24 protein-coding genes are annotated in these 21,502 nt (G+C 36.7%); 3 read left to right on the top strand and 21 right to left on the bottom strand.

Translation table 11 applies throughout. The features are described from left to right. Positions 1-2 precede the first annotated feature (2 nt). Together I2F23_RS08140 and I2F23_RS08135 are read left to right on the top strand one after the other, a co-directional pair. Entirely contained in the window at positions 3-599 is a 597-nt protein-coding gene (locus tag I2F23_RS08140; RefSeq protein WP_195772101.1) for a MotA/TolQ/ExbB proton channel family protein, read from the top strand. Continuing rightward, positions 599-1,003, top strand: coding sequence for an ExbD/TolR family protein (locus I2F23_RS08135; RefSeq protein ID WP_195772100.1), 405 nt, complete (start codon positions 599-601; stop codon positions 1,001-1,003). Before I2F23_RS08140 ends, I2F23_RS08135 begins: the two co-directional genes overlap by 1 nt. 33 nt (positions 1,004-1,036) lie before the next feature. Here the strand turns inward: I2F23_RS08135 and msrA are convergent, their stop codons facing one another. The 14 genes from msrA to tatA all read right to left on the bottom strand — a co-directional run bounded on the left by msrA (position 1,037) and on the right by tatA (position 13,574). After that, positions 1,037-1,555, bottom strand: a complete 519-nt coding sequence (gene msrA, locus I2F23_RS08130; protein ID WP_195772099.1) for a peptide-methionine (S)-S-oxide reductase MsrA — start codon at positions 1,553-1,555, stop codon at positions 1,037-1,039. A 113-nt stretch (positions 1,556-1,668) separates the two neighbouring features. Further along, a complete protein-coding gene (locus I2F23_RS08125; RefSeq protein ID WP_195772098.1) occupies positions 1,669-3,306 on the bottom strand; it encodes an ArnT family glycosyltransferase in 1,638 nt (545 codons plus the stop codon). Positions 3,307-3,313: 7 nt separating this feature from the next. After that, complete coding sequence (locus I2F23_RS08120; protein WP_195772097.1) at positions 3,314-3,694, bottom strand: GtrA family protein; 381 nt, start codon at positions 3,692-3,694, stop codon at positions 3,314-3,316. Positions 3,695-3,705: 11 nt separating this feature from the next. Continuing rightward, complete coding sequence (locus I2F23_RS08115) at positions 3,706-4,647, bottom strand: glycosyltransferase family 2 protein (protein WP_195772096.1); 942 nt, start codon at positions 4,645-4,647, stop codon at positions 3,706-3,708. A 3-nt stretch (positions 4,648-4,650) separates the two neighbouring features. Continuing rightward, entirely contained in the window at positions 4,651-5,445 is a 795-nt protein-coding gene (locus I2F23_RS08110) for a ChbG/HpnK family deacetylase (RefSeq protein WP_195772095.1), read from the bottom strand. Positions 5,446-5,594: 149 nt separating this feature from the next. Beyond that, positions 5,595-6,656: an Lnb N-terminal periplasmic domain-containing protein gene (locus I2F23_RS08105; RefSeq protein WP_407648011.1), complete on the bottom strand. Its 1,062-nt coding sequence runs from the start codon at positions 6,654-6,656 to the stop codon at positions 5,595-5,597. A gap of 25 nt (positions 6,657-6,681) precedes the next feature. Continuing rightward, complete coding sequence (locus I2F23_RS08100; RefSeq protein WP_195772093.1) at positions 6,682-7,197, bottom strand: dihydrofolate reductase; 516 nt, start codon at positions 7,195-7,197, stop codon at positions 6,682-6,684. Beyond that, positions 7,194-8,036 carry a thymidylate synthase gene (gene thyA / locus I2F23_RS08095; RefSeq protein ID WP_195772092.1) on the bottom strand — a complete coding sequence of 281 codons (843 nt, stop codon included), beginning with the start codon at positions 8,034-8,036 and terminating at the stop codon, positions 7,194-7,196. The genes I2F23_RS08100 and thyA overlap by 4 nt, the downstream gene beginning before the upstream one ends. 482 nt (positions 8,037-8,518) lie before the next feature. Next, positions 8,519-8,881 (bottom strand): hypothetical protein, encoded by a 363-nt coding sequence (locus I2F23_RS08090; protein ID WP_195772091.1) that lies wholly within the window; start codon positions 8,879-8,881, stop codon positions 8,519-8,521. Positions 8,882-8,956: 75 nt separating this feature from the next. Further along, a complete protein-coding gene (gene lgt, locus I2F23_RS08085; RefSeq protein WP_195772090.1) occupies positions 8,957-9,772 on the bottom strand; it encodes a prolipoprotein diacylglyceryl transferase in 816 nt (271 codons plus the stop codon). A 160-nt stretch (positions 9,773-9,932) separates the two neighbouring features. After that, on the bottom strand, positions 9,933-12,113 hold the full coding sequence (locus I2F23_RS08080; protein WP_195772089.1) for a PhoX family protein: 2,181 nt from the start codon (positions 12,111-12,113) through the stop codon (positions 9,933-9,935). Positions 12,114-12,201: 88 nt separating this feature from the next. Continuing rightward, positions 12,202-12,972, bottom strand: coding sequence for a twin-arginine translocase subunit TatC (gene tatC / locus I2F23_RS08075; RefSeq protein WP_195772088.1), 771 nt, complete (start codon positions 12,970-12,972; stop codon positions 12,202-12,204). After that, positions 12,969-13,367, bottom strand: a complete 399-nt coding sequence (tatB, locus tag I2F23_RS08070; protein ID WP_195772087.1) for a Sec-independent protein translocase protein TatB — start codon at positions 13,365-13,367, stop codon at positions 12,969-12,971. Before tatB ends, tatC begins: the two co-directional genes overlap by 4 nt. A gap of 3 nt (positions 13,368-13,370) precedes the next feature. Then, on the bottom strand, positions 13,371-13,574 hold the full coding sequence (tatA, locus tag I2F23_RS08065; protein WP_195772086.1) for a Sec-independent protein translocase subunit TatA: 204 nt from the start codon (positions 13,572-13,574) through the stop codon (positions 13,371-13,373). A gap of 167 nt (positions 13,575-13,741) precedes the next feature. Here tatA and I2F23_RS08060 point away from each other — a divergent pair, with 167 nt between their 5' ends. Beyond that, positions 13,742-14,614, top strand: a complete 873-nt coding sequence (locus I2F23_RS08060) for an AEC family transporter (protein ID WP_195772085.1) — start codon at positions 13,742-13,744, stop codon at positions 14,612-14,614. A gap of 4 nt (positions 14,615-14,618) precedes the next feature. Here I2F23_RS08060 and rdgB read toward each other — a convergent pair whose 3' ends face one another. The 7 genes from rdgB to I2F23_RS08025 all read right to left on the bottom strand — a co-directional run bounded on the left by rdgB (position 14,619) and on the right by I2F23_RS08025 (position 21,486). Continuing rightward, positions 14,619-15,242, bottom strand: a complete 624-nt coding sequence (rdgB, locus tag I2F23_RS08055; protein ID WP_195772084.1) for an RdgB/HAM1 family non-canonical purine NTP pyrophosphatase — start codon at positions 15,240-15,242, stop codon at positions 14,619-14,621. A gap of 129 nt (positions 15,243-15,371) precedes the next feature. Further along, positions 15,372-15,965: a tetratricopeptide repeat protein gene (locus I2F23_RS08050; protein WP_195772083.1), complete on the bottom strand. Its 594-nt coding sequence runs from the start codon at positions 15,963-15,965 to the stop codon at positions 15,372-15,374. After that, complete coding sequence (gene metW / locus I2F23_RS08045) at positions 15,962-16,555, bottom strand: methionine biosynthesis protein MetW (RefSeq protein ID WP_195772082.1); 594 nt, start codon at positions 16,553-16,555, stop codon at positions 15,962-15,964. Before metW ends, I2F23_RS08050 begins: the two co-directional genes overlap by 4 nt. Then, complete coding sequence (gene metX / locus I2F23_RS08040; RefSeq protein WP_195772081.1) at positions 16,555-17,721, bottom strand: homoserine O-succinyltransferase MetX; 1,167 nt, start codon at positions 17,719-17,721, stop codon at positions 16,555-16,557. Before metX ends, metW begins: the two co-directional genes overlap by 1 nt. An 83-nt stretch (positions 17,722-17,804) precedes the next feature. Further along, a complete protein-coding gene (gene leuA / locus I2F23_RS08035; RefSeq protein ID WP_195772080.1) occupies positions 17,805-19,499 on the bottom strand; it encodes a 2-isopropylmalate synthase in 1,695 nt (564 codons plus the stop codon). A gap of 188 nt (positions 19,500-19,687) precedes the next feature. Beyond that, positions 19,688-20,776 (bottom strand): alpha-hydroxy acid oxidase, encoded by a 1,089-nt coding sequence (locus I2F23_RS08030; RefSeq protein WP_195772079.1) that lies wholly within the window; start codon positions 20,774-20,776, stop codon positions 19,688-19,690. 26 nt (positions 20,777-20,802) lie between these two features. Next, complete coding sequence (locus I2F23_RS08025; RefSeq protein WP_195772078.1) at positions 20,803-21,486, bottom strand: Fe2+-dependent dioxygenase; 684 nt, start codon at positions 21,484-21,486, stop codon at positions 20,803-20,805. Between the last annotated feature and the right edge of the window lie 16 nt (positions 21,487-21,502).

The raw sequence follows: 21,502 nt of genomic DNA, 5'->3' as shown, positions 1-21,502 counted from the left end.
TAATGAACTTTTCAGTTTACTGGCAGAGTGCAGATGCAGTAAGTAAAACGCTTTATTTTATTCTTATTGCAATGTCTATCATTACATGGACATTATTTATTGTACGTTTGATGGGCACGCGCCAACTTAAACAACATGCTTTTGATAAACTAGAGCAATCTCTGGCGGCATTTAAAACAAAGTTTACGCATTTAGATTTAGATCAGCGTAAAGCGGTTGCTGAACAGGCGTTGTTACGTGAGATTTCAGAGCAAAAATCTGCAGCAGAAAAGGGTGTTCCTGTGTTAGGAACAATCGCATCTCTTGCGCCATTCGTTGGTTTGTTTGGTACGGTTTGGGGAATTTTCCATGCATTGGTTGCTGTAGGTAGCAGTGGTCAGGCTGGGCTTGCACAAGTTGCAACGCCTGTAGGTGAATCACTCATTATGACAGGGTTAGGTCTTGCAGTTGCAATTCCTGCGGTACTTGCATACAACATCTGTTTACGTGCAAACCGTTCTCTTGCACATGGTTTACAAGACAAAGCGCATCACTTACTCATTGACGCTATGTTATCTCCAGAGAGTAATCCTCAAAAACATACTGGAGGTCATGCATAATGGGCTTTCAATTGGGTGAAGATCAAGATTCTGGCATGAATGAGATGAACCTCATTCCATTGATTGATATTATGCTGGTATTGATGATCATTTTCTTAGTAACTGCAACTGTTGCGAATCCATCAATTCCGCTGACTTTACCCAAAACGACAGCGGAAATAACGACTCCGCCACCCAAAGCAATTACAGTAAGTATCGATGCTAAGGGGCAGGTCGCTTGGAATGACCAAATGATCTCATTAGATGAGTTGGCGAAACGATTTCATGAGGCAGGTACAGCAGAACAAAAACCAACTGTACAGCTTCGTGCGGATAAAGAATCTCGTTATGATACTGTAGCACAAGTCATGTCACGTGCGAGCGAAGCAGGATTGAGCGATATTTCCTTTGTAAGTGAAAACTAAATAAAAAAAGACTGGTTAAAACCAGTCTTTTTTTTACTTCATTAGATTTTGGAATTTTTTACGAAGTTTTAAAAGTTTTGGTGGAATGGAAAAATTACAGTAGCCTTGCTCGGGATTTTTTGCATAAAAATTTTGATGATATTCTTCAGCTCGATAAAAAGTAGGCACTGTTTCTAGTTGTGTAACCACATCAATACCATCTGCTTTTAATGTGTTTATCATTTCTTTAGCAGTCTGTTTTTGTTCGTGGTTATAATAGAAAATAACTGAACGATATTGTGTACCAATATCATTACCTTGACGATTCAGTGTTGTCGGATCATGCATACCAAAGAATACATTGAGTAAATCTTGGTAGGTGATTTGGGTCTCATCATATTCTACATAAACAACCTCAGCATGTTCAGTTGTACCTTCACATACAGACTTGTAGGTTGGATTTGTTGTTATTCCACCTGCATATCCATTTTCTACTTTAGTTACACCTTTTAGCTCACGTATAACGGCTTCGATACACCAAAAACAACCGCCTCCGAACAATGCTTGTTGCATGAGATATTCTCTTTCATATGAATTTATTCATTATCATATAAATTTTAAAATAAAATAGAAATGATGTTTTGTTGAAAAATAGCGTAATTTTTAATGCCTATTGTTAGATGTACTTATTGATTGAAGAAATAAATATCGTAGTTTCTAAAATGCAGAATACGGTATGAATATTTGCTTGAAGAAAGATTGAGGCTACCTGATTTTGCAAATACGGTGAGTTTTTGCTGTGTATCTAGTTGTTTTTGAAACTCTGAGTGATTCCATAAGTATTTTTCTTTCTCAGGTGCAAAGCGTAACCCATCTTTTAGCTCTAAAGCTGAGCTGTCTGTATTAATGTCTTTCCATCTATTTACAACATATACAGGAGATTTTAAGTCGAGCAAGAAAGGTAAATCATAAAAGTAGAACTGATAAAAAACAATTTTACTCTCTGCTCGAATTATTGGTGCAAAACCAATTTGATCACGATTTGACTTTATATCTAAAAAGTTTACGGCAAAAGTAATGGTCGTACACAATAAAAGTAAGGCGCCTAAACTATAATTTAAGAAAGTGAGCCTTCTATTTTTGTATAGTATAATTAGTATACTTAAAACACAAATAAGGGCAGTGGTAGTAATCCATATCGCCCATTGTTGGTTTTGAATAAAAGGATTATTTTTTTTAAATATAGGGGTAAGAGCAAGGCTACTTATACTGAAAAAAAGAAGTATTGGAACTGCATAGATCTGTAGTTTATTTTTTATCTGATGAGTATTATAAAAAGTAAAGGTAGCGATTAAAATGATAAGTGGTGCAATTACAGGAAGAATATAACCTGCCAATTTAGATGGTGGAATTGAAAAGAAGGTAAGAACAGAAATACTCCACCATATGCATAAAATTAAGATAGGTCGTGGAATAGAGTTTAAAGCGACTTTAGGTAGTTTAAAACCATTAATAAGCAGTGAAGGAACGAAACTCACAAATACAATGAGTGTGTAAAAGAACCAAGGTTGCTTGTTATTAAATTCACCTGAGTTAAAACGACTAAACTGCTGTTCTATAAAGAAGTAGTTTAAAAAATTATTATAATGAATTTGTACATTAATGACCCATGGTAGGGCAATGCATGCAAAAAGAATCAAACCAAATGGGTGAAGTACAGTAAGAATCTTTCTATATTCTTTAAGCATCAACATCCAAGGTAAAATAATCATACCTGGAATAAGAATACCAATCAGTCCTTTACTTAAAAAGCCCAAAGCACAAAAAACATACCCTAAATAAAGAATAGTTTTTTTACCTGAAAGAATAAAGTCTACAAAACAAAAAACAGTCAGGCTAATCCATGTAGCAACGAGTAAGTCATGATTAACATATTGTGCACTGCCAAAGATCAGTAGATTGGTTGCAAAAATACCTACAGCTATTTGTGCAATACCTTCATGGATATACTTTTTAGTGAATATAAAAAGACCATACATAAAAAGAATAGCGGATAACGTTGGAACAAGACGAGCAACCCATAAATGAGGTCCAAACACTTCCATTAAAGCTGCAGTTAACCAGTGTAAGAGAGGAGGCTTATGCATAAATGGTAAATCATTGAGCCGAGGAATTAACCAGTCTCCTGTTTCCATCATACGACGGCTAATATCTGCATAACGACCTTCATCTGGTACTGACATTGGTCGAATCATAGACAAAATAAAAAGCCATATTGAAAGAAGACCAAGAAGTATGTTTGAAGACTTAAATGAAGGAAACATATGGATATTATTCCAATATTTTAAATGTAAAAAATTTATTAAGTATGAAAGTCAGTATTGCTGTAAGAAAGATGGCAAGAATAACGATCCACTGTATAGGAGATGTATGAAAAATAGCGTGGCCTATAAGAAGAAGACCTTCGTTAAAAAGAAATCCTATAGTGGCCACAAGAATAAACTTCAAAAATGTATGGCCAGAGTTTTGGGTTTGAGTCCGAAATGTAAAATATTTATGACCAAAGTAGCTCACCCATAGTGCAATACAAAAAGCAATAAAATTGCTTAAACTTAAGGCAATACTAAAATATTGATATAAACATATGACAATAAAATAGTGAGTCAGTGCCGCACATATTCCTACACAAAAAAATCTAATGAGTTCAAACATAAAAAATTGGGTTATCGGTGATGATGATGTTCTTGAGCAATAATATATTGTGGTCGACCCTTTGTTTCAGTATATATTCGACTAATATATTCTCCCACGATCCCCAAAAATAAGAGTTGAATGCCACCCAATAGGCTAATAGCGACAATAAGGGTTGCCCAGCCGGGAACATCAATGCCTTGAAATAAAGTTTCGATAATAATCCATATACCATAGCTCATAGAGCAACAAGCCAGTAATGCACCAAACCCCATACACAGTCTTAATGGAAGATTTGAAAAGCCTGTTAAGCCTGCAAGAGTTAAATTAAACAGGGCTTTAATATTAAAATGTGTTTGTCCATTTTCTCGCTCAAGCTCAGAAAAGTGTATACCAATAGATTTAAAACCTACCCATGCAAAAAGTCCTTTCATATAACGGTTTTTTTCAGGTAGTGCCTTGAGAGCTGTAACAACTTTACGATCTAATAATCTAAAGTCGCCTGCATTTTCTGGAATTTCAATGTCTGAACTAAAGTTTAAAATTTTGTAATAGATATTGGTGAGGAATTTCTTAAGAGGTGATTCAGTATTACGGTTACGAATGCCATACACCATGTCATATCCTTCCTTCCAAAGAGAAAGCATGGTTGGAATGGCATCTAAAGGATGCTGAAAATCTGCATCAATTAATAGTGCTAGATGTCTATCTGAAACATGATCTATACCTGCGCTGAGTGCAGCCTCTTTACCAAAATTTCGAGATAATTCTAGAATACGTAATGGATATTTATCTAACATAGAAGATAAGGTTGCAATAGAATTATCTTTGCTCCCATCATCGACGACTAAAATTTCAAATTGAATATTTTCAGCTTCAAGCGTCTTTGCCAAAGCAGGGATAAACTTCTGTAAATTCTCACTTTCATTAAAAGCGGGAACGATACAAGATAAAAAAGGAGTTTCTCTGCTCATTATCTATATTGCTCCGATAGGTGCTAATTGAACGTTAAAGCGATGACAGTCTTCTAAAAATTGAGGAGAGCTTAAGTAGTTGTATTCGTTAATACGCGCAAGGTAAATTGGATCTTCTAGCTGTGTTGTTGTAAGGGAAGGGTGACACATAATTAGGGTGTTTTCTTGAGCATGTTTCAACCATTTTTGATTAAGGAAAGCATAGTCGACAGTCGTTGAAAAATTATAAATACCAGCAAAGTAAGCATTTGTTGGGATGTGATGTGTAGTACATAGCGATTGGAGTTTCTTTGCTCCTAATGTATGTAAAATATATGTTTTGAGTTGATAACCTTGAATATAAAGGGGCTGGTTTAGGCTTCTAATCCACCCTTTAAATTTTTTTTCCTTTAAAAAACTGATCAAGATTTCTCGAATTACAGGGAACTGATGTACATGCTGATGCCCATCAATAAAATCAGGTTGTTTACCTGTTGCCTCTATAAAACTTCCCCATTGTTTTTCAATACTTTGACGTATGTGATGTTGACTAAGCGTATGGCTCCATGCTTTTCTAATACATGTATTAAGAGAGTGAATATAATCTTCATCGTTAAAGTTGTGTGTGAAATTTAGATGCAATCCAATATTAAATGGCTGTTGAACATCTAATAATTTGGCTGCATGGTCGAACCAATAAGGAGACTGAGTCATACATGAGGTGGCTTGTATGACTTTCTGATGAAGTAGATGAAGGATGGCATGTGTGATTTCGGCATTCATGGCAAAATCATCTGCACAATAACAAACCAATTTCATGTTACAGTTCCAGATGGCAATATAAAGGAGAAATTCGCGAACAGTTTCACGAGAAGTAGTGACTTACTATTGCCGAACTGGATTAAGTCTTGATTAATTTTTTGTAATTACATGCAGGAAATATGGGATTTCCACTAGAAATACTATTTTTATGAAGAAATGGCTTGTGGTAAACCTAATCGGATAAGATATGAGAATTGCTCGCTACTTTGATCTTCAAGATATGTGAAGTTTTTAGTGCGTGGATTAATATAAGCATGCTCATACCATTCTTCGATATTCCACTGGTGATCAAGTACGCCACTGTCATATAAATAATTTGGTAAGTAGCCTGACAATAGTATTCGATAATCTTTAGGTAGTTGATGTGGATTCACAGCTTGTACCATATCAAATACAATGGTTGTACAGTTACTCGTAAGGGTATTGTACCATCGAGGTGAGGCTTTAAGCTCATCTGCGGTTGTTAGATATTCTTGAAAGAGATGTTGCATTTGATGTTTTTGCATGCGTATAGGGAAAAAATAGACTTTCTCCTTACGAATATTACTGCGTGTATACAGAATATCTTTTTCATCAGAAGCGATAAGACTCAGCTCAAATTGTCTGAAAAACCCTCCAATAGCAGAAAAACCCTCATGTATTTGTTTTCTAATCTCAATTGAAAAGACAATCGGGCGTTGATCTGAGAAGTTAAAACTTACTAATGTATGTGCGATTTGAGGACCCATCCAATAGGATGTAATAATGTTTACTCCTGTAATGTGGTCAAGATTAAAAACTCTAGTTTCCCAACATACTTCGTAGGTTTTATCTGTATGCCACTTAAAATTACGTACATTATTTAAAGTGATTGTATTCTTATACTTAGAATAAGTGAGTAGTTTAGAAACTTCTGGACTCCAAGCTCTATCTTGCTGTGGCTGAATATGAAAGTACCAAAGTAAACTTAGAAGAACACCCGTTAGAAAAATGGCAATATCAATCATTGGGGTAAAGAAAAAAGAGGTGAAATAGATACCCAAAATACTCAGTGCGAACGAAACCCAAACAGCAATAAGCACCAAAGTTAAAGATCTACCAACGGGTTTATGTACCCACAATGCAAGGATGAGCCAAATACTAAAGCTCAACACAAAGAAGCTAAATAAAAAATGAACCAGCCCTATAGATAGGGCTGAAATAGATGGGTGGAAATCAATATTTTTTATCATTATTGTATTGAAATATAAGTTGTTATTTTTTATAAGTTGCAAACTCAAAATGAGTATTACTGGCCTCATCATAGTGTTTGGAACTGGCTATTTTTTCAAATTCACTTGGAATCGTTGGATAGTAAGCATTACCATTTTCAACGACTAAGTCAATATGCGTGAGTTCTAAACAATCTGCAAGATGAATAGTCTGTTTAAATATTTCACCACCACCAATGATAAAGATTTTTGAAGGTTGTTCACTGTGTGGAACATCTTCTATTGCTTGAGCTAATGCATTTTCAATAGAGTCGGCAGTTTTTACATTTTTAAACTGCCACGATGGATCACGTGTAATGACCCAATTTATACGTTTGGGCAATGCTCGACCCATAGACTCTAATGTTTTGCGTCCCATAACAATGACGCCCCCTTGTGTAACCTCTTTAAAGTGTTTGAGGTCTAAGGGGAGGTGCCATGGTAAGTCATTATTTTTGCCAATGCAGTATTGTTGATCCATTGCAACAACATGCACAATTTCTATATTGTTTATACTCATACAGCCACCGGTGCTTTAATTGCAGGATGAGATTGATAGTTTCTGATTTCAATATCTTCAAACGTAAAGTCAAAAATATTTTTAATTTCTGGATTTAAATATAACTGACATAGTTCAAGAGGATCACGAGACAATTGTTGCTTTGCTTGCTCAAAATGATTGGCATATAAATGAGTATCGCCACCAGTCCAAACAAAGTCACCTACTTCAAGGTCACAAACTTGTGCAATCATATGTGTTAATAATGCATAGCTAGCAATATTGAATGGTACGCCTAAGAACACATCTGCACTACGTTGGTAAAGTTGGCAAGATAACTTTCCATCATGTACAAAAAACTGGAATAGGGTATGACATGGAGGAAGTGCAACTTTATTGGCTTCTTGGGGATTCCATCCCGAAACGATTAAGCGACGTGAATCTGGATTGGTTTTAATTTCGTGGATTAACCACTGAATTTGGTCAAATCCATCTTGTGCATATTGCCCCTGATCCAATTGTGTCGCACCAAAGTTTCTCCATTGATGACCATATACTGGCCCAAGCTCTCCTGCTGGACGGTTAAATCGAGCAGTTTGTTCGGCAGTTGCCCATTCGTCCCAAATACTTACTTTATTGTCTTGTAAGTATTTAACATTGGTATCGCCTTTGAGAAACCATAAAAGTTCTATCACAATCGAACGAAAGTGAACTTTTTTAGTTGTAAGAAGTGGGAAGCCCTTTGTAAGGTCAAAACGCATCTGGTGTCCAAATACGGAGCGAGTGCCTGTACCTGTGCGGTCACCTTTATTACCACCGTTATCTAAGATATGTTGGAGTAAGTTAAGATACGTTCTCATAATATTCCTATCATGTTGCTCAAATATATTTGGAGCAATTTTAAAAAATCAAAATTGTGATGCATCATATGCAATCATTGCTAGCGTACGCAATGTCATACTTTCACATATAGTATAGCTTATTCAGACGAATTTCTTGGCTGTTTGTTTGCATAAATAGAGGCAAGCGAAAAGCCTAAAAAACAAAATAAAATAATTTGTCCAAACAGAAAAATAGATGTGTTTTGAGTAAGTGTGTAAAACAAAACAAAAAATAAAATTGGGATAAGCCAAATACACCAATAGGGTAATTTGAGCTTAGTATGAAAGTGCATATAAATATACATAACAATACCTACAAGAGTACTGATAATGACCCATAGTGGTGCCAGCTCAATGACGGCTTGTAAGAGCAAAATGAGTACACACGTTAAAATGGTGACAATAAATTTAGTTTGTCTTGTACATTTTTTAGAATACCAATATATGAACATAGTATTTATCTATTTTTTTATAAAAAGGTGATGAATGGATAAAATACAAATTGTAATAATCATTTGTACAATACCTTGAATGCCCCAGTCTAAAATGTTTTGGGTAGCATGAGTAAAAATGATGGCACATAGAAAAGCGAGTGGAATCCATGTAAATACACGGTATAACAACTCTTTAGGATTATTTTTTGTGATATGAATTTTACAAAAACGGCAAATTAAAAAAATAACTCCTGCACCAATAAATAGTAGTGTTAAGTTAATTGGCATTGGAAAGAGATAGTGCAATGTAATAGCAATGAATATTGCAATAACAAGAAAAAATAACTTATGTAATTTAGAATTATTACGATTAAACCAAAATTCAAGCATGGCAAAGGATTATCAAATTTTTTACTTATTTTAACATATTCAAGGGAGTTTTTACTCCCTTGCTTTGGTCTAGTATTAAACTTTATTTATGTTCCAGTCATAGATTTTACGTTTATATGCAATAACCATAAGTAGAATGCCTGCAATAACCATTGGTAATGATAATAGTTGTCCCTTAGTCATCCAACCAAATAAAATGTAGCCTTGGTCTGCATCGGGCTCTCTAAAGAACTCCATGGCAAAGCGTGCGAAACCATAACCAATAAGAAAAAGTGCAGATACTGCCATGCGTGGACGAGGTTTTGAGCTAAACCACCATAAGATAATGAAAAGTAAAAGCCCTTCGCATAGTGCTTGATAAATTTGCGATGGATGACGAACCAAATGAAGTGGGTCTGTAGGAAAAATCATCCCAAAAGGATAGTTTGGGTCTGTTACAGCACGTCCATATAACTCGCCACCAATAAAGTTACCTAGTCGCCCAAACATTAAACCTGTCGGGACACATGGAGCGATGAAGTCCATGGTTTGAAACCACGTTTTTTTATATTTATGACACCATAAAATCATGGCAACCATAACGCCAATAAAGCCGCCATGAAAACTCATGCCACCTGTCCATACTTGAAACAACCATAAAGGATTGGCAATAAACTGATCAAATTCGTAAAAGATGACATATCCAATACGTCCACCTACGACCACACCAAGTGCACCATAAAAAATAAGATCTGAAATCATTTCAGATCCCCAATCTGTACGTTGTTTACTGCGGTATGTAGCAAGACCCCATGCACATAAAAAAGCAAGTAAGTACATGATGCCATACCAATGAACTTTTAATGGCCCAAGCTCGAGCGCAATAGGGTTAATATTGGGGTAGGTCAGCATGGATAATCCTTTTCATTTATGATTGAGAGGATTCTATCTGAACATTCTTAAAAATGTTGTATTTTCAATGTGTAAAATGACTGCATTTTCGACATTATCGAATGATGCGATTCGATTTAAAAAGACTAACCTCTAAAGAAAAAGGTTAGTCTGATCGATATTAACCCGCAATTGTACCGCCGTCTGTTCGTGTAATCACAATTGTTGCTGATCTTGGTCTTGCAGTTGTATTGGTTGGATCAAATTGTGTTGCAGGCCAATGGCTATTTGGTTGATCAAAACTTTTAGATTCTTCACCTGGATGTTGAATATTTACAAATATCGCTTTGTTATCAGGTGTCATTGCAATACCCGTAATTTCACATTCTTTAGGACCAACTAAAAAGCGTCTTAAATTCTCATCATTAACTTTTGCACCGACAATAGTTTCTTGTCCATTAGACGTTGTCGCCGTTGTACCATCACCAACATGGCCAGGTAGAGCAGCCAACATCATGCAGTTTGTCACATCTGTATAAGCGCTATCATCGGTTTCTAACCAAAGGACACCACGTGAATCGAACCACATACCATCTGGACTAGAAAAGTCATTATTGTCAGTTAAACCTGAGAGATTAATATTCGATGGCATTGCAGACTCTGCACCGAATAAGTAGATATCCCATTCAAATGTAGTATCTGTAGTTTTATTATTTTTTTCTTTAAATCGAATAATATGCCCGTTTACATTACCTTTTTGCAGTTTTTTATCTGCATATAGGTCTTCATAGCTTCTTGGGTTAGCTGCATCTGTCGGATATTCAATTCCACGATTTGAATTGTTAGTGAGCGTGACATACACTTCGCCATTTTCAGGATGTACAGTACACCATTCTGGACGATCCATTTTTGTTGCACCAACGCTATCTGCCGCAAGTCGTGCGAAAGTGACAATATCAGCTTGATCACTAAAAGGATAAATAGGATTGGTAAGATCTAAGCCATTTTTACCGTAAGTGAGTTCAATCCATTGCCCTGAACCATCTTGGTTAAATTTTGCGACATATAATGTTCCTTTGTCTAAATATTTATCACCTGCTTGATAGCCACCATTCGTATCTTTTACATTCCATTTCGCATCTGAGACGAATTTATAAATGTATTCTCCTTTTGAGTCGTCGCCCATATAAAAAGCAAGAGGCTCTCCTTCAACCACACGGCAAGCACTATCTTCATGTGCAAAACGACCCATAGATGTTCGTTTTACAGGATTATGTTTTACATCAAATGGATCAATTTCAACCATCCAACCAAATGTATTTGGGCTATTGCGATAGTCTTCAGAAGCAGAGGATTGTGTTACATTTGCTTTCCAGCGATCGTATAAGTCCTGAGATTGAACATGTCCAATCGCGGTGTCCCATTCATATTTTGAACTTGAGCCGGCTTTTAGGCCATAACGTTTTAACGCTACAATTTCGTGTGCTTGGCGCTGTTGGTCGTCATTGGCATTGCGTTGAAAATAGCCAATAAAGTTTTCTTCTGTTGTTAAGTAAGTTCCCCATGGTGTGTATCCATTACCACAATTATTGTGTGTGCCTCTCGTTTTTAAGCCTTTAGGTGAGAAAACTGTAGCTAAGCGCTCAGAGCCTTTTGCGACTCCAGAAAAATCCATAGGTGTAGTTGCTGTAATACGACGATTAAATAAAGAATCTTTAATTAGAGAAACATGCTGGGTAATGGGATCTTTTTTAATATGAATAATTGATACACCATGAACATTGGTCTCACGAATAACTTCATCTTCAGGTCGATGTCCATCAATTTTAGTTGGCCTTTTAGGGTGTAAGAACGTTGGATTAATGTATTCATGGTTCATGACTAGCAACCCTTCAGAAGAAACACTTTCATCCATATGTTTGGTTTTTTTATTTAAACCAAAATAGTGCATTCCATCATGACAGTCTCCTGAACGGAATTGAAAGCTCGGTCCCGAAGGAATGTTTTGATCATCCCAGTCTGCGTAAGCGGGATGTATCGCATCTCCTAATTTGTAAAGAACATTGACTTGATATCCTTCAGGTACAGTAACAATATCTTTTTTATTTTTAGCAACAGGTTGGAAGGTCAACTTTTCTGGTCGTTTGGTTTGAGATGAGTGTTGCTGATCTGACTTAGTTGACTGAGCATTGGCATAGCCAGTTACGCTACTTGCAAGTGCTAAGGCAATTGCACCATTCGTCGTTTTTTTAATAAGATCACGACGAGAGATATAATGGTCTAAAATATCATTAAAGTGAGTATTGCTCGATGTGTTGTTATTTAGCTCTTGCTCTTCATGATATGGCGTCTGCTCGGTCATGATGTTTCCTATATTTTATTGAAAATAATTAAATTTTTTATAATCTATCGTTTGGTTGTGAAACATCGCTGACAGTTTGATGACAAAATTATGAAAGAGATGAAGTATGTTTTTTTTCTAACATTTTTCCAAAAAATAGCCCTACTTCAAAAAGCAACCACATGGGTATTGCAAGCATAATCATAGAGATAGCATCGGGTGGTGTAGCAAACATAGCTACAAAAAAACATCCAACAATAATAAATCTTCTTTTTTCTATGAGGCTTTTCGTGCTAACAATGCCTGCTAAAATGAGCAGTAAGGTAATAATTGGAATTTCGAAGGTAATGCCAAAAACTAAGAAGAGTTTAAGACAAAAGGTAAGATAACTGTTGATATCTGTCATTGGTGCAACACTTTCAGGTGAAACACTGATAAAAAAATGTAGCATGGAAGGAAGGACGATAAAATAAGCAAAAGCAATGCCACTATAAAATAAGCCAACGCTACCGACCATTAATGGAAAAGTAATATTTTGTTCTTTATCATGCAGTGCAGGTCGAACAAATGCCCAAATTTGGTGAAGAATAAATGGCATAATTAACATGAGCGACACAAATAAATTCAGTTTAAATGGCGCTAAAAAGGTAGCTGTCACATCTGTTGCAATCATGGTTGAATGCATAGGTAGTTGTGCGCGAAGAGGCTCAGATAAAAGTTGGTACGTTTGATTAGCAAATGGCAATAAACATAAAAAAAGCCCGATCAATGCAATCATGATTTTAAATAAATGTTTCCTTAAAATCACAAGGTGTTTATGAATAGGCATTTCCTCAAGCGGAGGTAGTGGCTGATTTGTAGATTCTGGAGTCGTTGTCATACCGCAATCTTTAATTTAGGTGGTGTATTTATGGATGATGCGATGAATGGATAATTGGGGTGGTAGCCATAGTAAATTTTTTGAATAGGGGAAAATGATTTTTTGGTAAATGTTAGCTGAGTCGTAGATATCATTTTTTTTTCAAGATTCATAGACTGATCATTTAACTTCTTTTCAAGAGCACGAATTTTCTCAATTTCTTGATCCATTTGTGCTTTCAACTCAGATAAACGTAATTCACGGTCAATATCATTTTGAATATTTCCAACGAATCTTTTGCTCTTAGCATACCATTGGCCTATAAATCGAATGGCTTGAGGTAGTTTTTCTGGCCCCAAAATAATTAGCGCAATGATTGAAAATACAAATAGCTCAGAAATACCCACATTAAACATAAATTACTCTGGCTTTGCCGATGAAGCTGTTTTTGCGTTATTTTCTGATGATGCTTTTGGATGGGTATCATCTTCATTCATAGATTTCTTAAAATCTTTAACTGCACCTCCAACATCTTTGCCAATGTTTTTAAGTTTAGATGTGCCGAACAATAAAACCACGACAATAAGAAAAATAATGACGTGCCAAATTGATAAACCTGCCATAAGAAGCTCCTTGAGTTTGACACTATCTCAGCAGTTTAGCGTGACATTTCAATGACAGTTTAATTTCATTTTAAAGAAAAATAGAATGTTTTTAGTGGTTTATAAAAGCTTGCTTGAGTTCAAGAAATGTGTAATAAAGAAAATACACAATAAAAATGATGAAAAAAATGTCTGTATTACTTCCTATCGTTGCTTTCTTTTTTGGCTGGATTAGCTCGCCATACTCTTTCGTTACGTTTTTAAAAAAAATATTAGCAACTAGCTTGGCGCGGTTTTTTATTCCTTTTGTCATTATCTATAACATGGTGTACTACCAAGCAGGAAGTTTTTCACTCATGCTATTTAGTGGTATCGCTGCGATTATTTCTTATATTTTTTTAGTGAGTATATTTAAAGATCACCTTGTTGCGCTGTGTGGTAGCTATGTCAACATAGGCTGGTTAGGTTTTCCTTTTGCACTTCTTATTTTTGGTCAATCTGTGAGTGCAGCAATGATTGCTTTATATATTGGCGGTTCAATATTTGGTAATGTTTGGGCTATAAATGCTGTAAGTACTGAAAAATTGCCCATACAGCAAACACTTCGTAAACTATTACAGTCTCCACCTGTGATTGCTTTACTGTTGGCGCTGTGTTTAAGATTGTTCGGTATACAAAATTGGCATTTAGGAGGGTGGGTTTCAAACTTATATAGCTTTGCAAAGTTTGGAATGGTCTTTGCAGGAATGGCAATTTTAGGAATTTGGTTAAGTCAAACGAAAGTCAATTTAGCTGATCTTAAGTTTAGTTTACGTGTGATGTTTTACAAGCTAATCATCGGTATGATCATTTGCTCGGTATGCTATTTTGCATTACCCGTTGCATATTTTAAAGCGCATATTGCAGTTTTATTTTTCTTATTTTGTCTACCGCCTGCTGCTAATATTGTCGCTATAGAAACTCATTATCAAGGAACGGGTCATTCAGCGCGTTATATTGCAGCAGGTACGATTGTGAGTATGATGGTAATGATTATCTTTGCAGGTCTCTACTTTATATAACGATTTATTTCAAACTTTCGCGAAATTTTTGCATTGCCTGACCGCGATGACTTATTTTATTTTTGTCTGCTTTTGATAATTCAGCACTGGTTTTTTGAAGTTCTGGTAGCCAAAAGAGTGGGTCATAACCAAATCCATTTTCACCACGTATTTCAGGAAGGATTTCGCCATGCCAAGTTCCTTGGAAAACTTGAGGTAGAGGATCATCTGCATGTTCAACAAATGCTAAAACACACACAAACATTCCTTCAATAGGTGTATTCGTTTGGCGATAAGGTATAAGAGCCTCAAGCAACTTTTGATTATTTGCATCATCATTGCCATGATGGCCTGCATAACGAGCAGAATAGATACCTGGTGCACCGCCGAGTAAAGGGACACATAATCCTGAATCGTCTGCGATAGCCGGCTTGCCTGAGAGTTTAGATGCATGACGTGCTTTTAAAATCGCATTTTCTATAAAGCTTAAGCCATCTTCAATAGCATCAGGAACATTTAATTTACCTTGTGGAATAACGTCAATTGGTAAGTTTAAGTCTTGAAATAAATTCTCAAACTCCGCAATTTTTCCTTTGTTATTACTTGCAAGTATAAGTTCACCAGCATTCAGCCATCTTAATTGTGTCATATCGAAAATATAATTAAAAAATATGATTCGATTATGCACAAATTAGAGCATGTTACCAATGAGTACACTCTTTAAAGCGTAAAAAAACAGCACAAAAAGTGCTGTTCTATGAGTGAGCTGAGAAATAGATTATTGCGCTTGAATCCATTTATCAGCACGATCAACTGCCTGACGAATTTGATCTGGTGTCAAGTTCGCAGCCAAAGCAGTCTTTTTGTTTTCTGACATATTAATGACTTTATTGTCTAGCATGCCATCGCGTGTTGAAAGTTCATACCATTGGTATGCACCCATATAATCTTTCTTTTGTTCTTCCATCAGTGCAAGGTTGAAGCTCGCACGATTGTCGCCGTGGCTCGCTGCCTTTTCTAGGTATGTGCGTGCCAAGATCATATTTTTGCTTGTACCCATTCCATCTGCAAGCATACGACCAACATTCAATTGAGCAGATGGAATACCTTGATCTGCTGCTTTTTTATACCAAGCAAAAGCTTGATTTAAATCTTTTTGAATACCTTTACCTTGTTGGTAGTGTGTTGCAACATAAAATTGTGCAGCAGCTTGTCCAGCTTTTGCTTCATTCAATAAATCATTAAAACCCATTGTTGAGTAACGAGCAGCTTGAGATGATGCTGTTGGTTGTTGCTGAGGTGTTGTCAAATAGTCTGCATGTGATAATACAGCCAGTCCAAACAACAGGGTACTTACAAAAAATTTCTTCATAGGGCGCTCACTCGATAAATAGCGACCTCAGCAAACAAGTTTGGTATTCGTTTGCTAAGAAGGCTGTCTTTTTGAGTTACATTGACAGCCAGTCGATTAATAATCCGGATATTATTTTCGGCACAAAGTGCTTCAAAATCTCGGAAAGTACATAAATGGATATTCGGCGTGTTGTACCACATATAAGGTAGTGCATTAGAAACAGGCATTCTTCCTTTAAACGCAAGATAAGAACGAGTCTTCCAATGCGCAAAGTTGGGGAAGGTAATAATTGCTTGTTTCCCTACACGCACCATATCCCGTAATAAAACATCAGGTGCATCTACTGCTTGCAAAGCTTGTGCCATTACAACGTAATCGAACGTTTGGTCATCGAAACGATGTAAACCAAGGTTGAGATCTTGTTGTATAATATTTAACCCTCGACTGACTGCAATTGCAATCTTTTCTTGGTCGATTTCTAGTCCATAAGCGCTAATATTATGTTTTTTGCTCATATGTGCAAGTAGTTCACCATCGCCACAACCTAAATCGAGTACTTTTGAACCAGGACTAATCCATTTTTCTGCCAATTGTTGGTCTAATCGCATTATTTAGGCTCCTGAAATGTACTGGCTGAACGAAGATGAGCTTCACCCCCTAAAAACGCACGTAGGGTATTTACATAAAGTGGAATAGGGAATAAGAAGGAATCGTGGCCTTGTTCTGCATCAATATCGAGATAACTTACAGGTTTGTGGTTGGTAATGAGTGCATTTACAATTTCTTCTGAGCGTTGAGGACTAAAACGCCAATCTGTTGTAAATGAAATGACTAAGAATCGACATTTTGTATTGGCTAATGCCTTTGTTAATGAAGATTCATATTCTCGAGATGGATCAAAGTAATCGAGTGCTTTCGTCATAATTAGATAGGTGTTCGCATCGAAGTTACGGCTAAAGCGTTCACCTTGATAGCGTAAATAACTTTCAACTTGAAACTCAACATCAAAACCATACATAAACTTGCCAGATTTTAAGTCACGTCCAAATTTTTGTTTCATGGCTTCTTCGGAAAGGTAGGTAATATGACCAACCATTCGAGCTAAAATAAGCCCACGCCTTGGGTAGCTGTCTTTGGAAAGGTAGTAGCCCTGATGAAAGTCTGGATCTGATAAAATAGATTGTCGTGCAACTTCGTTAAATGCAATATTTTGTGCCGAAAGTTTTGGTGCACTTGCAATAATTGCACAGCGTTCTAAGCGATCAGGGTAATCAATAGACCATTGAAGTGCTTGCATCCCACCGAGCGAACCACCAACGATGGCATACCATTTCTCTATTTCAAGGCGATCAGAAAGAAGAATATGCGTATTTACCCAGTCACGAACGGTAACGAGTGGGAAGTCTGGGCCATAAGGTAAATTGTCGTTTTCAGGGTTAGGAGAAGTGGGCCCTGTAGAACCATGACAACCACCAATATTATTAACAGCAACTACGAAAAATTTATTTGTATCTATTGCTTTATTAGGGCCAATACAAGCATCCCACCAACCGGGTTTTTTATCATCTTCATGGTGATAACCTGCAGCATGGTGATGACCTGACAGTGCATGACAAATTAAAATTGCATTTGATTTGGTTTCATTAAGTTCTCCATAGGTCTCTACCATAAGCTCAAAACGTGGCAGGACTCGACCACATTCAAGTTGAAGAGGCTGTTCAAAAGAATATTTTTGTGGAGTTACGATACCCACAGAATCAGATGCAAAAGACACGAGTATGAATCGCCTTATTTTTGTAAATCATGAATAATAAAAAGGATACCAACTTGGGTATCCTTTTAAAATAACTATTTTTGTTAAACAGCTTCGGAAACAATATCTGCTGTGCTAAGAACGCCTTGATCGATCAAGCGGTTTGTACACGCAATAATCGCTTCAATAGGTGAAGTAATGGTATTGCTGTGAATACCTGCCGCAAATGCACTACGACCACTGCCTTTTACTTGAATTTCAAGTAATGCGAGTGCTTTTGCATCTGCACCAGAACTAATACTACGCTCTTCATAGTTTAAGACATCAATTGGAAGTTGAAGTGCATTAATAATCGCAGAAATTGGACCATTGCCACGACCTTGTAAATGTTGCGTTTCACCATTTACTTCAATTTCTAAGTCGATGACTTGATCATTGTCTTCTGTAGAAAGACGATATGTTTTTGCACTGTAATGTTTATCTTTAATATCGACATAGGTTGCTTTGAATAGCTTCCAAATTTCGTCTGCTGTAATTTCTTTAGACGTATTGTCTGTATGTGCTTGTACAATTTGACTAAACTCAATTTGTACACGACGAGGCAAGGTAACATTAAAATTAGATTCTAATAAGTAAGCTATACCACCTTTACCAGACTGGCTATTTACACGAATAACCGCATCGTAGTCACGACCCAAATCTTTAGGATCGATTGGCAAGTAAGGCATATCCCAAATTTCTTGTGTTTTTTGGAATTCGAAACCCTTTTTAATTGCATCTTGGTGTGAACCAGAGAAGGCTGTAAATACAAGGTCACCTGCATATGGGTGGCGTGGATGAACAGGAAGTCCAGTACATTCTTCTACAGTTGCAATGATTTCGTTAATGTTTGAGAAATCTAACTTTGGAGAAACACCTTGTGTATACATATTTAATGCAATAGCTGCGATGTCGACGTTACCTGTACGCTCACCATTACCAAAGACACAACCTTCGACACGGTCTGCACCTGCCAAAATGGCAAGTTCAGACGCTGCGATACCGCAGCCACGGTCATTGTGACAATGCACGGAAATAAGTACACCTTCACGACGTGCTAAGTTACGATGCATCCACTCAATTTGGTCTGCATAAACGTTTGGACCTGAAACTTCAACAGTTGCAGGAAGGTTTAAAATAACCTTTTGCTCTGGGCGTGCATCCCAAATTTCTGTCACAGCATCACAGATATCTTTTGCAACTTCTAGTTCTGTAGCAGAGAAACACTCTGGACTGTATTGAAAAACCCATTCAGTTTCAGGTTGTTTTGATGCATATTCTTTCACTTTTTCGGCAGCATTGGTTGCAAGTTTTTTTGCACCAGCAATATCTACGTTCAGTACTTTTTCACGAAATGTTGGCGAGTTCGAATTATAAATATGCACAATTGCACGTTTTGCACCTTGAAGGGCTTCGAAAGTGCGTGCAATTAAATGGTCGCGTGCTTGTACAAGAACCTCAATATATACATCTTCAGGAATGTGGTTTTCTTCGATGAGTTTTCTTGTAAAGTCAAAATCTGTTTGAGATGCAGATGGAAAACCAATTTCAATGTGTTTAAAACCAATCTTGACAAGCATTTGGAACATTTTAAATTTTTGTTCGATGTTCATTGGTTCAAAAATTGCTTGGTTCCCATCACGCAGATCCGTGCTCATCCAAATAGGGGCCTGTGTAATTTCTTTATTTGGCCACTGACGATCTGGCAAGTCAACACGTTGATACATGCGACGATATTTTGTGCTTGGGTCAGCCAACATTTTGAAGTACTCCTGTTTGTAGCCATACATGATGGGTAGAGTTATTGCAAAGCTACATTATTAAATTTTGTGGCATTAGGCTGTCTGTATCATCTATGTAGATAGACAATCTAATTTTATTAGGGAGTAAGTTTTAGGGGGGTGTGTCCTTAAATTAAGTGATATTTAAAAAGCTGTCAATGGTTTTCTTACGCAATGTAGTCCGAAGAAATATCTTTTAAGGTGGCTGTTCCTGCCAAAGCCATAGTAATTTCAAACTCTTCTTTGAGTGTACGAATGACATGTGCAACGCCTAAAGCGCCAGCGGTTGCCAAGCCATAAATATATGGCCTACCAATAAGTACAGCATTTGCCCCAAAAGCAATTGCTTTAAATACATCGGTTCCACGTCGAATACCACCATCGAGTAGAAGTGGATAATTATGAGGAACGACTTGACGAATTTTTTGTAATGATGAAAGTGTGGTGGGGGTAGTATCTAGTACTCGGCCACCATGATTTGAAACAATAATGCCTTGAATTCCTTGTTCTAGCGCAATTTTGGCATCGGCAGGATGTTGAATTCCCTTTAAAACAATAGGTAATTTTGTCTGTTTTACTAACCAGTGAATATCTGCCCATTTTGGTGCAAGTTGCATCAGGCCATCAAAAAGAGGATGTTGATGAGGCTGTAAATTTTCTGCAACTAAATGTGCTTTTGTATGCGGATGATACATGTTTGGAGGTAGGTCAAACTGTGCCTGTCTTTCAGTATCTCTAATACCTTTATGTGGTGCATCTACTGTAATGACAATGGCTTTGTAGTTATGTTTCTCTGCAAGTCGAATGAGTTGTAATGATTTTTCTCGGTTGCCTTGCCAGTACAGTTGAAACCACTTAAAAGGGTTTTCCTTTTTAAGTGCCTGTAATGGTGTATTGGTAAAGGTACTTAATATGATATTACTTTGCATTACTTCGGCAGCTAATGCGGTTGCTTGCTCTGCCTCGGGATGAAAGAGGGCTTGATGACCAATAGGTGCAAGAAAAATAGGGTGTGGATAGTCTTGCCCAAATATTTCTAGATGCGTATTACCGTGTGTAAGATCATTAAGGACACGCGGTAAAATATTAACATCGGCGAATTGTTTTAGATTTCTCTTTAAATTAATTTCATTCATGGCACCACTTTGTAAATATGCCCAATAAGAGGTGGGGAGATGTTTTTTTGCCTCCCGTTCATAGTCGAGTAAGGTGAGTAGATGAGGTGGGATTTTTGTTAAGTGTGGTTCTATGGGCATGGTAGTTATCGCTTTAGCGGTGAATATTACATGTCACTCCATTGTCTCAATAAATTATGGTACAAACCTGTCAGCTTCACAATATCCTTATGATTTGTACTTAACTCTTGAGTTAAAGATTGGATGGACTGATCTAATTCGAAGAGCATCTGGCGTTTAGAATCTGATGCAACAAAACTTTGAATCCAAAAGAAAGATGAAATACGAGCACCATTTGTGACAGGCATGACTCTGTGTAAGCTTGTCGAAGGGTACAAAATAGCATGTCCTGCGGGAAGTTTGATGCTGTGGCTTCCATAGGTATCTTCAATGACCAACTCACCACCTTCATATTCGTCAGGATTGGTGAAAAATACAGTGCATGAAATATCTGTTCTTAAATATTCCTGTGTTTCTGAATTATAGCGAATGGCATTATCAATGTGATTGCCAAAATGTCCTTGATCTTGATAACAATTGAACATGGGGGGGAGAATTTTTTTTGGGAGACTCGCACTAAATGCAAGGGGATTATTTTTTAAGGCAGTTTGAATGATATGCCCCATATATTGCGCTTCATCACAATCTATAGGTAATTGTAAGTTGTTTTTTAAGTGTACAGATTGATGACCTGCTGTTTCTTTGCCATTGATCCACGGTGATTTTTGTAAAAGTTGTCGACATTCATTGAGATGCTTAAGACCAATTAAATTGGGAATTTGAATAATCATAATTTTCCTAAATAAA

This window comes from Acinetobacter pollinis (assembly GCF_015627175.1).
Lineage (GTDB): Bacteria > Pseudomonadota > Gammaproteobacteria > Pseudomonadales > Moraxellaceae > Acinetobacter > Acinetobacter pollinis.
The sequence above is the reverse complement of the archived record's forward strand: the minus strand, read 5'-3'. Positions and strand labels throughout refer to the sequence as shown.